Origin of the sequence: Alkalihalobacillus alcalophilus ATCC 27647 = CGMCC 1.3604, from assembly GCF_000292245.2 — a bacterium.
In the GTDB taxonomy this organism is placed as follows: domain Bacteria; phylum Bacillota; class Bacilli; order Bacillales; family Bacillaceae_D; genus Alkalihalobacillus; species Alkalihalobacillus alcalophilus.
The window spans coordinates 59,430-76,978 of record NZ_ALPT02000003.1; the positions used below are offsets into that span (position 1 = coordinate 59,430).

At 36.6% G+C, this 17,549-nt stretch carries 8 protein-coding genes and 1 pseudogene; all 9 read right to left on the reverse strand.

The features are described 5' to 3' along the window. Positions 1 to 175: 175 nt before the first annotated feature. The 9 genes and pseudogenes from BALCAV_RS01425 to BALCAV_RS01465 all read right to left on the reverse strand — a co-directional run bounded on the left by BALCAV_RS01425 (position 176) and on the right by BALCAV_RS01465 (position 17,479). Positions 176 to 2,989 carry a glycoside hydrolase family 3 protein gene (locus tag BALCAV_RS01425; protein WP_003323027.1) on the reverse strand — a complete coding sequence of 938 codons (2,814 nt, stop codon included), beginning with the start codon at positions 2,987 to 2,989 and terminating at the stop codon, positions 176 to 178. A gap of 38 nt (positions 2,990 to 3,027) precedes the next feature. Then, positions 3,028 to 5,342: pseudogene (gene yicI, locus BALCAV_RS01430) on the reverse strand (alpha-xylosidase). Positions 5,343 to 5,493: 151 nt separating this feature from the next. Next, entirely contained in the window at positions 5,494 to 7,197 is a 1,704-nt protein-coding gene (locus BALCAV_RS01435; RefSeq protein ID WP_003323029.1) for an ABC transporter substrate-binding protein, read from the reverse strand. An 80-nt stretch (positions 7,198 to 7,277) separates the two neighbouring features. Continuing rightward, positions 7,278 to 8,159: a carbohydrate ABC transporter permease gene (locus BALCAV_RS01440; RefSeq protein ID WP_040323347.1), complete on the reverse strand. Its 882-nt coding sequence runs from the start codon at positions 8,157 to 8,159 to the stop codon at positions 7,278 to 7,280. Between the two features lie 41 nt (positions 8,160 to 8,200). Further along, entirely contained in the window at positions 8,201 to 9,160 is a 960-nt protein-coding gene (locus tag BALCAV_RS01445; RefSeq protein ID WP_003323031.1) for an ABC transporter permease, read from the reverse strand. A gap of 209 nt (positions 9,161 to 9,369) precedes the next feature. Beyond that, entirely contained in the window at positions 9,370 to 10,920 is a 1,551-nt protein-coding gene (locus tag BALCAV_RS01450) for a response regulator transcription factor (protein ID WP_003323032.1), read from the reverse strand. A gap of 93 nt (positions 10,921 to 11,013) precedes the next feature. Next, entirely contained in the window at positions 11,014 to 12,798 is a 1,785-nt protein-coding gene (locus tag BALCAV_RS01455) for a sensor histidine kinase (protein ID WP_003323033.1), read from the reverse strand. A gap of 199 nt (positions 12,799 to 12,997) precedes the next feature. Next, the gene (locus BALCAV_RS01460; RefSeq protein WP_003323034.1) at positions 12,998 to 15,364 is read right to left on the reverse strand and encodes a glycosyl hydrolase family 95 catalytic domain-containing protein; all 2,367 of its coding nucleotides are present in this window, start codon (positions 15,362 to 15,364) and stop codon (positions 12,998 to 13,000) included. An 81-nt stretch (positions 15,365 to 15,445) separates the two neighbouring features. After that, on the reverse strand, positions 15,446 to 17,479 hold the full coding sequence (locus BALCAV_RS01465) for a beta-galactosidase (protein WP_003323035.1): 2,034 nt from the start codon (positions 17,477 to 17,479) through the stop codon (positions 15,446 to 15,448). Positions 17,480 to 17,549 lie beyond the last annotated feature (70 nt).

Genomic DNA, 17,549 nt, shown 5'->3' on the forward strand with positions numbered 1-17,549 from the left:
CTCACTAGAATCGCTACAGCCCGAAATAAATAGCCATAATACTACCAAAACCAAACCTACACAATACTTACCCTTCAAGTTATCACCTGCTTTTCTATACAAATGAAAGAGGAAAAGGGGCTGCCACCTAAGATTGTTAATCTCCTAACAAGCAGTCCCTTTCTTTTCTGTTCTTTTAAAGGAGCTGGAGTTTACTCACTTGTATATCCCCATTCAATATGAAGTACATATCACTCTCTTCTGGTAGGAGCGATAGTTCAACTTCCACTTCCTGCCAATCATCAGATTTTGGAAAACTAGCCTTGCCCATCATTTCTCCATCTAAACGGCCTAAGTGCACTCTTATTTCTCCTTCTTCTAAAAAAGAGAAAGCTGTGATCTTTATCTTTTGGCAAGGAATCGTTCCGTTCACTTGATGAAAAGCAATCCAACCTTGATTCCCTACTGTTCGTACACAATAATTTCTCCCTGCGTATTCATCAATAATTACATTCTCATAATCATCATAATTAAACGCAGACACACCATCATGTAAGTTGCGAGCCGGAATATTATCTCCATCAACCTGAATTTCCGTACAACAAGCTATATTTTTAGAGGAACTTCCGATCAATAAACTATAAACTCCCTTTTCCACACAATATCTTTCTTGCGTGACATCCCAAAATTCGAGTTTTGAAATAGGTACAGTAAATTCAATCTGTTTTTTCTCGCCTGATTGAAGGTGAACTCTAGTAAAATCTAATAATGTTTTGAGCGGGCGTTTGACTCTAGAACGTTCTGCTCGTCCATAAAGTTGAACAACCTCATCCCCAGCAAATCTTCCTGTATTTTCTATACTGATCGTCACTTTCACTTGATCATCAGGTGATAAAGTAGTCTCGTTCACTTGAATATTGCTGTAATTAAATGTCGTATAACTTAATCCGTGCCCAAAAGGATATAGGACTTCCCCTTCAAAATATTGATAAGTACGCTTTCCTTTAATAATATCGTAGTCCATGATATCAGGTAGCTGATCAACAGAACGATACCATGTCATACTTAGTCTACCAGCTGGATTATAATCTCCAAATAAAACGTCGGCGACTGCCTTTCCTAACTCTGGTCCAGCATGGGAAGTGTACATAATTCCACTTAAGTTCTCATTTGCCCAATTAAGAGCATATGGATAACTACTTACAAGGACAGCGATTGTGTTTGGATTCACTTGTTTAACCGCTTGAAGCAACTTTTCTTGTTCAGGAGGTAAAACAATATCCTCACGATCTATACACTCTTTTCCATTAATGAACGGATTATTTCCAAGAACCACGACTGCATAATCCTGCTCGGCTGCTGCTTTGACTGCTTCTTCAATCCCGGCTTCGATTACTTCTATCTCATATTGAGCTCCTGTTTCCACCGACTCTTTATCATGCTCCTGCACAATTAATGATTGATCATCGGAAATAACGACTCGCTTTTCGTCCCAAGACTGAAGCCTATACATTCCCTCACTATTTTCTATAAATTGAAAGCTTTCTTTCACAAACCATCCTCTTGCCTCATCTGCAGTAGCTGTCATCATTGCTTCACCTACTGTCACATACTTTCCAGTTGATAGTGATTTTAAGGTTTGACTTCCCCAGCCCCAATCCGTCCATTCAAATATCTCTGCTTCCTCAACCTTACAGTTAGCCATCAATTTATGATTAAATGATTGATCTAACCCTATATAACTGCCTGTTTGGACTGAGCGAATTCTAATTAAGGGATTACCTGATTTATGGATCACCTTTTTATTTTGAAGTTTATGCTCGATTGCTTCCAATGCAGTGATCCGATAGGATGGCGTTCCACTATACCAATCAACTAGAACATCGTCTGACAGTGGGCCAATGACAGCTATGGACTCAGTCGTCCCTTCATTTAAAGGTAAGAGACCATCATTCTTTAGCAAAACCACTTGTTCTTGGGCTGCTTGATAAGAAAGTTGCTTATGCTCTTTTGCAAGTAATTTCGATTCAGAGACAAAGGCATAGGGATTTCTTTCTTCATCAAACTCACCCAGCCTAAACCGTACTTTAAAAGTGTTAATGAGAGCCTTATCTAGATCAGCTTCTACAAGTAACCCTTTAGATAATGCATCTCTCATTGCTTGTAGCGAAATTTCCGCATCATCAGTAATACTATCAATTCCGCTCTTAATCGTATCAGCTAACGCCTCTGAATAAGTTTCATAGTATTTATGATCATTAACAATTCCTACTACATCTCCTGCATCGCTTACAATAAAGCCATCCATTCCCCATTCTTGTTTAACTACTTCCTCTACATAAGGATGAAGCAGAGCCGGTGTGCCATTAATCGAATTATAAGCTGTCATAATGGACTTCGCTTTTCCTTCCACAATGGCTGGCTTAAATGCTTTAAGATAATACTCATGCATATTCCTTGGGTCAATACTAGCGGAACACTTATCTCGATTTATCTCATTATTATTTCCAAGAAAATGCTTTAAAGTTGCGACAGACTTAAGATAATCGGGATCGTTCCCTTGCATTCCCTTTACTAGTTCTGTTGTTAATTGTCCCGTTAATTCGGGATCTTCGCCATAGGCTTCTTCTGTACGCCCCCAGCGTGGATCCCTTTCCATATCAACTGTTGGTGCCCAAAGGGTCAAACCATGTTTAGAAGGATCTTTTTGATAAAACACCCTTGCTTCATCGCCAATAACGGTTCCTATTTTATTCATTAAATCTTTGTTCCATGTGCTAGACAGTCCTATGTTTTGTGGAAATACCGTCGCTTCTCCTAACCAGGCAATTCCATGGGCCGCTTCTGTTCCTTGTTTATGAGCTTTAATTCCTAGCCTTTTAATTTCGGGCTGATGTTGCATCATTAATTCTATTTTTTCATCAAGTGTAAATCTGTTGACTAAATCTTTTACTCGGTCTTCTACTAATAGCTCTGTATTCTGAAATGGAAATTTTACTGCTTGAGGCACTGAAATCTCTCCTTATGTGGCGATTTTTTAGACACCTTTTACAATTGAATCGTAAACTCTTGAACCTTTTTCCCTGGTGATAACTTTACTCCAAATGTCGTTCTTTCAATGAATAGCCCCTCTGCGCTAGAGACTGAGTCCATCCCTCGAAGAATCATACTCCACGGTTTAGTAGGTACTTGGTTAAACCTCACTTTTAAAGCAGTTTCACTTTTTTCAATCATAACTGTGAACTCCTCTTCTCCATTTTGATTTCTAATGATAGAAGTTGCTGAACTCGTTATTTGAAAGACATGAAGCTCTACTTGCTCGGCATAATCATAATCTGGTTTTGTATCTGTATCACCAACTGCAATGATAGAATTAGGACGAGCAAATAATGGTAGACTCATATAATCATGATGCTCCTTTATCCATTTACCACCTTCAATCACTTCATTCGTTAAATAATTGGTCCACGAACCATTTGGCAAATAATAAGAAACAACTCCATTCTCACTAAACACGGGCGCTACTAGTAAGGACTCCCCTAACATATACTGACGATCCAAATAATCACATGAAGGATCACTTGGGTATTCTAATAACATCGCCCGCATCATAGGTATTCCAAGCTTAGACGAACGAAAGGCTTCATTATATAAATAAGGCATGAGCGAGCACTTTAATTTCGTAAAAAAGCGAATGACATCAACAGATTCCTCATCATAAATCCAAGGGACTCGGTACGATTTGCTCCCATGCAATCGACTGTGACTAGAAAGTAAACCAAAAGCTGCCCAACGTTTATACAAATCAGCAGGTGCTGTACTTTCAAATCCACCGATATCATGACTCCAATAACCGAATCCAGATAAACCTAACGATAACCCACCTCGAAGACTTTCGGCCATCGACTCATAGGTTGCATCACAATCACCACCCCAATGAATTGGAAATTGCTGCCCACCCGCCGTGGATGAGCGGGCAAATAAGGCCGCTTCACCGACACCTAATTGCTCCTCTAATAACTCAAAAACAACTTTATTATATAAATAGGAATAATAATTATGCATCTTCACTGGATCAGAATTGTCATAATAGACGACATCTGTAGGGATTCTTTCCCCAAAATCCGTCTTAAAGCTGTCCACACCCATGTCTAACAATCTTTTTAAGTGAGAGTTATACCATTCGCATGCTTCAGGGTTCGTGAAATCTACAATTCCCATCCCTGGCTGCCATTTATCCCACTGCCAAACATCACCATTTTCTTTTTTAATAAATATCCCTTTTCTACCGCCTCATCAAAGAGATCGGATTGTTGAGCAATATATGGATTAATCCAAACACATATTTTTAATCCTTTTTCTTTTAAGCGCTGTAACATCCCTTTTGGATCAGGAAATACCTCTTTATCCCACTCAAAGTCACACCACTTCAATGCTTCCATCCAAAAACAATCAAAATGAAAAACATGTAATGGGAGCTCTCGCTCGGCCATGCCTTGAACAAATTGATTAACGGTCTGTTCATCATAATTAGTTGTAAAAGACGTCGTTAGCCATAATCCAAACGACCATGCTGGAGGAAGAGCTGGTTTCCCCGTTAACGCCGTATAGTTCTCCAACACCTTTTTCGGTTCACCACCACCAATAATAAAATATTCTAATGACTCGCCTTCTACACTAAATTGAACTTTAGATACTTTTTCAGAGCCTATTTCAAAAGAAACGTTTTCTGGATGATTAACAAAAATTCCGTACCCTTTATTTGATAAATAAAAGGGAATATTTTTATAAGACTGCTCTGTACTCGTTCCCCCGTCTTTATTCCAAGTGTCAACTACTTGTCCGTTTTTAATAAAAGGTGTAAAACGTTCCCCAAGTCCATACAAATTTTCACCAACCGATATACCTAGCTCTTCTCGCATATAAGTCTTTTTTGTAGAATCCGTTATATGAGCCATCCCTTTATAACCGCTACCAGTTATTAATTCTCCGTCATATAAATACTCGGCCCCCCAACCACCTGTTTTCTTCATTTTCACTGTTAAGTTTCCACTTGATAATGAGAGCTCATCGTCATTTTCTGTTACATTTATGTGATTTCTTTGATCATGAATCGGGAATTCGGGAGAACGTGGCTTTACCCCTTTATGGTGAACGATCTTTACACGAATTACATCAGCGATAGGTGAAGAATATTCAACAGTGAGTAATGGTAAATCCAATTGTGCCCCACGATTTGTAAGATCTTGTGGAGCTACTAGTGCTTTTAAAGTTGTTTCATCATATGTTGCTTTAAAAAGTTGAACAGGCGTAATCAGTTCAAACCCTTCTCTTGTAAGCCAATTGCCATCTGTAAATTTCATCGTTATGCACTCCTTATCCTTAACAACGCTCTCGATTAAATAATGTCTCGTTTCACCTTTTTAAGAGAATGCTTGTTACGAATTCACATCTCATAACAAGCATTCAAAAGGCCTCTATTATAAAAGCTTAAGTCTCAAGCTTTCTGCGAGATTAGTTCCCTCCCCAAAGCTCAACTCGGTTACGAACAAGATTAGTAAATTCCCTTTCCGCTTCTTCAATTGCATCCGTACTAATTTCATCCATAAACTGATCATAAATTTCATCAAACTGATCTGGTCTTGCTAAAATGACCTGTGGGATTCTCGTAAACATAACATCTTGTGCACGTTGGAATGGTACAGCAATTGGTGAATTAGCACCATAATTAATTTCCCATGCAGCACCGTATGGTCTTGGTCGGAATTCATCCTCTTGTGGGAATAAATCCTTCCAAATTTCTGCTCCATAAGCAGCTAAAACTTCTTTTTCTACCGCTGTATAATCCTCAATTAATGTTTCTGGTGTATTAATCGTAAACGGTTGTCCTGATGAGTCTAAGACACCGTTTCCATAATGAGGACCGTAAGCTTTAAATACATTAATTCCCGTTCTTTCATTAAATGTGCTATCAGCTCGACGCTCTTCTCGTTGTTCTTCTGTTAAATAACGGTTGCCCTCTTCATCAACTTGATAATGCTCTCCTTCAATTCCCCAATTGTTTAAAATTTGAGCTTCTTCGCTAGCCATCCAGTCGAGAAATTGAATCGCACGTACCGGATCTGGATTATCGACAGTAATTCCGATTCCCCATGTTGAAAGATATCCAGTAGGTTTAAAGTTCCCATGCTTATAAGTTTCATCTAACGTTACAGGATAAACACCGTGCATTCTTTCAAACTTCCCATCTTCTCGTAGGGCTGTTTGCGTATCAGCAATTGACCACTCCGCATCGATCATTCCTAGCACACGCCCAGAGGAGATTTTAGATTTATATTGATCTTCTTGCTGAACAAAGCTTTCAGAGTCTAATAAACCTTCTGCGTTCATATGATTTAACCAGCGGAAATATTCTCTTTCTTCCGGCCTTTTATAGTGTAATTTCGCTTCATAAGTATCTTGGTCAATATACCATTCTCCATCATCAGGAGCACCTGTTGATAAGAAAGCAGGATTTGTTACGGAAATTAGTAATCTCCAATCATCTGCTAAAAGTGTTAATGGAATCGTCGGTTGACCATCAATTTCTGGATACATTTCATAATACGTTCTGATAGCGTTCTCAAAATCCTCTAATGTATTAATCTCAGGGTAACCTAATTCTTCCACGACTGCGTGTTGTAACCAAAACCCATTCCCAGGAGTTCTATATTCTTCATCTACTGGATTTGTGCCAATAAAATAAATTGAATCATCATCGTCACTCCATACCATTCGTTCTAAATACTCTCCATAGATTTCTTGAATATTCGGTGCGTGTTCTTCAATTAATGGTCTTAAGTCTACCATTGCACCAGCTTCAACTAATAGATTGCCATCCCCTTTAGGTAACATAAAGTCAGGATAATCTCCACCAGCAGCAAACAAAGAGATTCTCTCCGCTGGATCCCCAATTGCATAATCCGTTTCTAACGTAACACCCGTCGCTTTTAAAATCTCTTGCCCAATCGGTGAATTCATGCCATCCCAATCTGGATTATTGTCTGCAGCAAACAAGCTAAACGTAATCGGCTCTAAATCACCATCAATTTCAACATCCACAGTTGTCTCACTATCATTGTCTGTTGTAGTATCAGTATCCCCACTACAAGCTACTAAGCTAAAAAATAAACCGATAACAAAAAATAACATAAACCTTTTTCTGTACTTACTCATCATAAAATACCCCTCCCTTTATTAAAAAGCGTTGTATATCAACTCGTTCCCTTTGTAAAAGCAACGAGCTGTTACCGATTTCATTACTTTACTGCCCCTAATGTCATACCTTTTACAAAGTATTTCTGTAAAAATGGATAAACAAGTAAGATAGGTACAATGGTTACAATCGTAATCGCCATTCGAACCGACTCTGGTGATACTCTACTTACCAAATCTGCGCCTTGACCACCACGAGTAGCATCAATCCCTGCACTTGTGGCCGTATTTTGTAAAATTTTCATTAATTCATATTGTAAGGTTGTTAATGCAGGGCTCGCACTATTGTAAATATAAGTATCGAACCACATATTCCATTGCATAACGGCGATAAATAAGGCAATGGTTGCTAAGACAGGCTTACAAATAGGCAAAATAATTTTCCAATAAATAGTAAAATCGTTTGCTCCATCTATTTTAGCTGATTCTTGCAAAGCAGCTGGAAGCGTATCCATAAAGGAACGAATAATGATAATATTCCACGCACTCGCTAAAAGTGGTAATATATAAATCGCAAATGTGTTAATTAACCCTAAATCACGCATCAACATATAAGTTGGAATTAGTCCCCCACTAAAAAACATTGTTAATACAATAACTGTTGAAACAAATCGCCTTGCCTGAAAGTCTTTTCTCGCCAAAGTATAAGCGACCATCGAACAAACAAATAAGCTTAATACAGTCCCAATAACCGTTCTTAAAACAGAATTGATAAATCCGGTAACCAAACTATCGTACTGCAGAATAACCGCATAGTTATCAAATGTCCATTCCCTTGGCCATATGTAAATTCCTCCCCTTACTGTGTCCGTCGATTCATTTAACGATATAGCAAGGACATTTAAAAATGGGTAGAGCATGACGACAATGACAATCACCATAAACAAATAATTAATATAATCAAAAAGCTTCTCTCCTGGAGTCATTCTATTCAAACCCTTTTTCTTCTTCACGATTGTCACCTCCACTACATAACGCTCGTATTTGAATATCGTTTAAATACCCCGTTTGCAATCAACAATAAAACAATACTTACCATCGCATTAAATATACTAATGGCTGTACCATAAGAATATCTGCCCATACCAATTCCATAATTCAACGCATATAATTCTAAAACTTCGGAATATTCCCTCACTAGAGAATTCCCTAATAATAATTGTCTTTCAAATCCAATACTAATTAAATTTCCAATCGATAAAATCAAAATCACCAAGATGGTTGGTCGAATTCCAGGTAAGGTAATATGCCAAATTCGTCTAAATCGACCGGCACCATCAACTTTAGCTGCTTCGTATAATTGCGGGTCAACACCAGCCATAGCCGCTAAAAAGATAATAGAGTTCCACCCCATTTGTTTCCAAACATCAGAGGCTGTTACGATATACCAAAACCATTCGCCTTTTGCCATAAACTGTATGGGGTTGTCGACTATGTTCAAACCTACTAATAAATCATTAATGATTCCACCATCCGTTGAGAGCATCTTTGTTACGATCCCTGCTACAACTACCCATGAGACGAAGTGAGGTAAATAAGAAATCGTTTGGACGGATCTTTTAAATATGGAGTCTTTCAATTCATTTAATAAAACGGCAAAAACAATCGGGATCGTAAAACCAGCGACTAATAACAACACACTCATTGCTATCGTATTACGTAAAACTAAATAAAAATGGGGATCATTAAATAGTTCAATAAAATGAGCAAACCCTACCCATTCCTGTTCATAAAACGATCTTCCTGGCCTGAAATCTTGAAAAGCCATCGTCCAGCCCCAAACCGGAAGATAATTAAAAATTAATACATATATAACGACTGGAATTGACATTAGGTACAAGATTTTTTGTTTCTTCATTGTCTCCCAAAAGTTTTTTTTCTTTGGAATAACAACTTTTGATTGTTGTGACTCGACCGATATTTTCAATGTAATCCCTCCCTCTTTACTCTTCTATCATAGCTAATTTAAAGCGTTTCAAATACCCAAATGATTACTACTAAAATCATATAATAATTGGAACATGAAGTCGCTTACACCACTGTTTTATAAGGGATTTAATCGATTTATAAAATCAAACTATTATCTCTTGTACTTAGATTGGATAACAAAAAACCTCTTAATAAATAAGAGGTTCGTTATACGTTATTTTTCTCTTTTCGCCGATAGGTGGACGGCGATAGTCCGACATATTTTTTAAACTTACTATGAAAATAATCTACATTATTATAGCCGACTAGCTCAGCAACTCGATACACTTTGAGTCCTTCTAATAGTAATCGTTTCGCGTTTTTTATTCTTACTTTATCTAAATACGTATTAAAATATTCTCCCGTATGACTTTTAAACAACTTTCCTAAATAAGCACTATTATAATTAAAAAGTCTCGCAAGTTTTTCTAGTTTTAAATTCTCATGGTAATTATTATCAATTAATACTAATAATTTTTTTAATTGATCATCCGCCTGATCGTATTTAAATTCCCGATCAATCTCATCCATTATTAAATTAACAAAACACTGTAATTTCTGATAATTCCCCAATTGATAAATCTCCAATATTTTCTCAGATGTATTGGAAATAAACATTTCTTTATCTGGCTTTTCCTTTTGAAGTTTATTCATAACAATCGTTAGCACATAAACATAATTCTTTTTTATATGTTCTTCGGAATAAGGATGATCGATTAAATGAAAGATTTCAGACAATGCCGGCTCTACCAATTCAAGTTCCCCAACCTCTATCGCCATATAAACTCGATCAATAATGTCTGTCAGCTGAGTGGATGCTCTTTCATTTTGTCGTTTAATTAATTCCTGACCCTTTATGAGCATCCGATCCTGAGGAAAGAAAAACTTCTTTTCAATTAAAGTTAAAGCTGTATGATAGGAATCTTTAATTTCACATAACGAATCCACACAAGTTCCTAAAGCAACGGTATAGCTAATATCACTTCTTTTCATTATATCGCTAATTTTTTTATAAAGATTTTCAATAACACTCCGTTTATAAATATTGCAATTAATAATAATCCCTAAATAAGTTTCATGTAAAAAGATACTAGCCTCTTTGTCATGAATGACTAAATCCTTTATTTGCTCTTTGATCGTCAAAACCTGAAATATCTCAAGTCTTTTCTCTTCTATTTGAATTAATAGAACTTGGTATTTATCCCAGACCATTTCGAATTCTTTGGCTAAGCGTTTTCTCTCAGCAGTCATTTTATCGTACGTACTATTCAAGACATTAGATAAAATAAACCTCTCTCGTTTTCGCTCTTTTTCAATTAAAGTTAGTTCTTGAACCGTATTCTCTTTATCTAATTCTTTCTTTATCTCCACTAACGCATCTATTAAATCCTCTTCATCGATTGGCTTTAGTAAATACCCGGCTACATTGTGTTGAATCGCTTTTTTCGCATAATTGAAATCTGCATATCCTGTTAAGATTAAACATTGTATTCTTTTATTAAACTCTCGAATATTCTCAATTAACTGAAGTCCATCCATGCCAACCATCCGAATATCAGAAATAATCAAATGATATTCTTCATCTCTACACATATTCAAGGCACTTTGACCATCTTGGGCTAATGCTACTACCTGAAAACCATAGGCTTCCCAAGGTATAACCACTTTTAAACCTTCCCTAACTGTCGTTTCATCATCTACAATTAATACTTTATACATGAAAACCACCTCTATTTTAGAATCAATCTAGTGACATTTTCCAATAAGTTATCTCACATATAAAAGAATTATTGATAAGTTTACTTCATTTCTTTAAGCTCTCTTTAATGGAATCGTAAAAGAAATTCTCGTCCCTTTTTCTTCTTCACTAAAAATAACCAGCCCTTTCCCCGTGTTATAGGTTAATAAAATCCGTTCATGGACATTCTTTAATCCAATCCTATTCTCCTCTTCCATGTTATCTTCTGTTAATGCGAAGAAGATTTCTTCTTTTTTATTCTCTGATATTCCGATGCCATTGTCGATAACTTGTACAAGGAGATCGCCCCCTCTAATTTTCGTCTCGACAACAATTTTACCACCTTCAAGCTTACGTTCTAGTCCATGAATAACCGCATTTTCCACTAACGGCTGGATGATTAATGGTGGAATCTCAATATTAAGAGACTCTGAATCTATATTTAATTCATATTCGAGACGTTCATCAAAACGGAAATTTTGAATTTCTAAATAAGCTGTAACCATATCAATTTCTTGCTTTAACGGAACCATTTTCCCTCCAACCTCTAAGCTGATACGCAATAATTTTCCTAATCTTTTTACTACATGGGCAATTTCCTTTTCACCTTTTAAAAGGGTTTTCATCCGTATTGTTTCTAACGTATTGAATAGAAAATGAGGATTAATTTGACTCGCTAACATTTTTAACTTCATTTCATTTTGTCTTTTTTCTAAGACATTTTTTTCCCGATTCTTTTGTTCAACTTCCTCTAAAAGCTCCTTAATACTTATCGTCATCCGATTAAACTCAGTCGACAATTTTCCGATTTCATCTTCCCCTTCAACTTGAGCATAAGTCGATAAATTCCCCATTGCTACCGTTTGAATTTGTTTACTCAATATCGATATTCGTTTCGAAATTAAGTGTGAGACACCATAGATTAAAAATAGAGCAATAATGATACTAACCGAAATCACCACAAAACCTAATCTCTGTAACTTATTAGCTCCTTCCATAATGTGAGCATCCGGAATGATCGAAACAATTCTTAAGTCATTCACACTATTTGGGACCCTAATAGCATCTACCATAATATGAGAAGGATCATTAAAAACAACATCTTGAAATGTTCCCAAATCACCATTTATCAACTTGGGAGATATTGTGATATCCTCGAGATTATTTCCTATTAACTCACTTGCATTCGTAGCCACGATATTATTATTAGCATCTAAAAATAAAATAGGCAGACTTTCTTGGGACAGAATAAAGTTAAGATAATTTGTATTCATATCCACCGCTAAAACACCGTACGTATTAAATTCTGCAAAATGTATCATTCTTGTAATGCTAAAATTATTCTTAATCCCTCTTATTTCATCCTCTACAATCCCCCAGCTCATTAATCCACTATTTGCGATCGCTTCTTGGTACCACTCATTATTTAAAATTTCCTCTTTAACGGGAATAAATCTCCAATTATTTAACATCGAATCATTATTTACGTAAAATCGAATATTTTCAATTTCATTATAATAACGAATATTATTTTCAAAATAAGTAAAATTTCGATAAGCTTCTACTACATCATAGACAGTATCATAATTTGTATTAACGATGTCTTTTAAACGTTGATCAACAAGAAGAGCGTTAGATACATAAGTAGGCGGGACCAATGCATCAGAAATTCTCGCTTTTATTCTTGTCATATCTGAAACCGTTTGCTCAAGAGTACTATCTAAAGCCATCTTCCGTAATTCAGACGTTAAAAACAGACCCACGATCAGAACAGGAATAAAAACAACTACTAGAAAAGAAAAAATCAACTTATTTCTTAGTTTCATATTATTCACTTTCTTGAGAAAGAATTTCTTCATAAGTGAGCTCCAATGTAGTTAATTTCTGATGGAAAACGCTTTCATTTATCTGTAAAATCGATATTTTCTTTCATTTTATATTAGATAGGTCTAAAAATATACTGCAAGAATTTCAAAAAAAATCATATAAAAATTTGACATGACAAACAAAAAACCGTCCAATTATAAAATTACTTTTAATTGGACCGGCTTTTCTCTCTTATAAATCGATATTTATTTCTAATGGCTCATTTTCTAATAGGGTCACAATGACATGAGTTTGATCGTCTAAATGAACTAAGTCGGGATGATTACTAGAAACACTCGTCAGACCTTCTCTTATTCTTATCTCCACTTGCTGATTCTTTTTAGATTGGAGAACCACTTTCATTTTTTTCATTTCTAGATCCCACTCTAATCTATTTATGTCTACAGCGGTTCGAGTAAGTGCACCTGTTAAACAACCTTTTGTAATCTCTTCTGGAAGAGCTGGTAATAGCTCAATCCGACCTGGATATGAATAAACAAGCATTTCCAATACTAATGTTGGCACACTACAATTTGCATCAACATTATAAATTTCACGATTTGGGTTATGGGAAGTAACTAAACTAGAATAAATATAGTCCCCTTCTAAAAGTAGCTTTAAATTTTCCCTCACGACCGCTTTATTTTTTAACCGAGCCGCTACAATGCCACAGTGCATCACCCCATGAGCAGAATAATTTTCTCTTTCCCTCAATTTGAGAGCTTTTTCTGCTGCCTTAAATAGTTGGGGCGTTAATTCTGGAGTAATCTCATGACCTGGCCATACAGGATACAAGTGAGATATATGGCGATGATCATATTGATCATGTAAGTCTTTATGAATCCATTCTTTTAATGCCCCATCTTCATTAATCATATAATCTGGAAGTTTCTCAAGTTGTTTTTTCCACTTCCTAATATTTTCATGCTCTATTTGAAGTTCAACACATGTTTGGATTAAGTTTGTCAAAAGCTCTTTAGCCACAGCGATATCCATCGTTGCATTTATAGAAGCTTGACTTGTTTGCCAGCCTTGCTGAAGTAATTCTTGTGAAATAATTGGCGTATTTTCTGGCGAATAAGAGGGGATAAATAGGCTTTTTCCATTTTCATCTTCTTCCGTTAAAAAATCTTCATAAAACAGAGCAATTTCTTTCATTAAAGGCAGTGCTCTTTGAACAAAGAACTCTTTATCATCGCTTATTTGAAACCATTCAAAAAAGGGCATAACTAACCATTGTGCCCCCGCCGTCCAAAAACCTAATGGCCAATCAACATTAAAATGGGTATGAATATTATGATTGCCATCTGTTTTAGAACCTGCTAAAAAACCTCTACAGCCATATAGGACTTGCGCATTTATTTTCCAATCTGGAGAAATTTTTTCAATAAGATGAAAATAACCTTCCAATGCTTCTCGCATATTTCCAATCCCACCACTTGAAACCGCTAAATTGACATTGGCATCTGTTGTAAAATCCCCACTCCAAGGCGGACGCCAACCTCCTGTCCATAATCCAACTAAATTAGGAGGATAATCACCTGAGGAACAAATGAATACGTACCGTCCCATATCAAACATCTTTTGTAAAAGGCGCTGGTCCAGCTCTTGGCTCTGATTGAAAAGCAATGACTCGGTCGTCACATCACCTTCATCTGGAGGACCAATAGACAAACTCATTCGATTAAACATCTCTCTATGAAGCTGTTCATGTTTTTTTAATAAGTCAATATATTCGGTTTCTGCTAATGTCAAAAGTTTTGATTTGAGCTTATTTAACTGTTCTGTTTCTTCCTTTTGATGATCACTCAGCGGAATAATTTCAGTAAATACGATAATCTCATTCGCCTCTTCAATGATAAAACGCTCATTCTCTGAACTAATATTTCCTTTTTCCCCTTTTAACAAAATATACGAACTTCCCACATACCCTTTTTGGGAGACGGTATATTTACAAGCAAAGGATAGATGGGCTCCGTCGGTCATCACTTTATACGTTCCACTGCCCTCATGAATTAAATCATCGAGCAAAAGCTCACCATTTAACTTCCCATCCCCGATTGCCTTCATCTGAAGAATGGTCACATCATCCGCTCGTGAAATAAATAAGTTTCGTTCGTAGCCCCCTCGTTCATCTTCCCAGCTTACTTTCACCTCTCCAGTTTCAAAATCAACTGAGCGACGATAGTTTTCAATAACTCCTTGCTCGGATTGATTCCATTTTAGTGCATATGCGGGATGATAGGCATCCGTCCAAAGGAGAGAATGACCAGATTTATCCGCAAATAAGGCCGCTGCATCTCTAAATTTTCCTTTTTTCATCCTTTCCCTAATTTCACCTAGGTATGGGGCTATATGATTATTTTGAACAACATCTTCATGAAATGGCTCATATAACTTCTCATGATTAAGGATAATCGTTTCATTTAATGGTTGACCATATATTAAAGCACCCATTTTGCCATTCCCTGTTACTAATGCCTCCTCCCACCGTTCTGCCGCTCTTTCACTTACCAATCCTCTCGCCGGAATTTCAGTGTTCACTTCTTTTTTAATCACGTTACCTCAACTCCTTTGTTCGAGCAAATTGTAAATTTTAATATCCGGCTGTTTTAAATAGAAATTTGAAGTGCCTAAGATTCATTTGTTTATTTTTTCTAATAACATGACTCCTTGTTCTCTTAACTGTACCGTTCCTGATATCTCACTTCCCGTTAAAAGGTCAACGAACTCTTCCTTCACCTCGAATGAAGTCTCAATGTCATTATGATTTAAAACAAATAAAACGGCTCTTCCTTCTTTACTTCTCTCAGTTACTTCAACCCCACTCGGTGTAACTAGAAGGGAAGTTATCTCTTTTTCTTGACACAAGTTTTCAATAAGACCATTTATAAAAGCCTGCTCCCCACTTGAACCAACATAAATCGCTTTTCCATTCCCATAATTATTGGCCGTAACGACCGGTAAACCTTGATAAAACTCTGAGCCATATTCTGCTATTATATCGGCACCTTCTGTATGAATAATGTCAAAGAGAAGATTACAATCAAACTGACCTTCTAGCCTTCCCCACTTTTCCTTCATGACGATTTGATTAAAATGACTCGGATCAAGAGCATCAATTTCTTCAACCCAAATCCCTAACAACTTTCGAAGCTTCCCTGGATAGCCTCCTAACGTAACTAGGTCATGTTCATCGACAATTCCACTAAAAAAGGTGGTAATAAACGTTCCTCCTTTTTCAACAAATGATTCTAATTTTTGGTGATAATCTTTTTTTACCATATATAAAACAGGAGCTATAACAAGGTCATATTTACTAAGGTCATCCTCTGTGCTAACTATATCAACTGGAATGTTTAACTCATACAGTGCGGCATAATATTTATGTACCTCTTTAACATAATCTAACGACCCAGAAGGTCCACTCGATAACTCAATCGCCCAACGATTTTCCCAGTCATAAACAATCGCTACCTTTGCCTCGGTCCTCGAATCGATAAAAACATCTGATAACTGCTGTAACTCTTTTCCTAAGTCAGCTGTTTCCCTAAAAACCCTCGTGTGCTCATGTCCAACATGTTCAATCACAGCACCATGGAATTTTTCACAAGCACCGATAGAACGTCTTAATTGAAAAAACATGATCGTATCTGCCCCATGAGCCATCGCTTGATAACTCCATAACCTCATCACCCCTGGACGCTTTAAGGCATTATACGGTTGCCAATTTTGTTGGCTCGGCGTTTGTTCCATTAACATAAATGGTTGACCATCTTTCAATCCACGCATCAAATCATGGGTCATCGCTGTCAGACTGACCGGTGTATCAATCCCTGGATAACTATCCCATGAAATGACATCCATTTCTTTTCCCCACTTAAAATAATCCAACTCTGGATAGGTCCCCATTAAATTGGTCGTAACCGGAATATCAGGTGTATGTTTTTTTAAAGCGTTATGTTCCAATTTATAACACTCTAATAAACTTTCAGATTGAAAAATTCGATAGTCTAATGAAATCCCTTGAAAAGCACTCACATTCCCTTCGCCTTCTTCACTTAAAGCATTTGGAACGACAATTTCGTCCCATTCATAAAAGGTATGTCCCCAAAATCTCGTATTCCATGTTTGGTTTAGCTTCTCTAAACTCCCATATTTTTTCTGTAACCATCGCTGAAAACCATTCGTACAATTTTCACAATAACAGTAACCCCCATATTCATTTGAAACATGCCAAATTAAAACAGCTGGATGCTCTTTATATCTTTCGCCTAATTTATCGGCCATTTTTTCTGAATACTCTCGATAAGTAGGACTGTTCGGACAAGAGTTATGTCTACCTCCAAATGTTCTTTTTCTTCCATAAAAATCAACTCGTCGTACGTCAGGGTACTTCTTAGCCATCCAAGCGGGATGAGCAGCAGTACTCGTAGCTAAACATGTATAAATCCCTTGTTCATAAAGTCTATTAATATGAGCATCTAAATTTGTAAAACGATAAATGTCTTCATTAGGCTGATTAAGCGCCCAAGAAAACACATTCAGAGTCACTATATCAATCCCTGCTTTTTTAAACATTCGAATATCTTCTTCCCATACAGCAGGGTCATCCCACTGTTCAGGATTATAATCACCACCATACCAAACCTTCGGGAGTTTACGACTTATCATTTATTTAACCTCCAATGTTAATGTCCTACTTTTAATTAGATAGAGATAGTTGGCTTCCAAGTCTCATAAC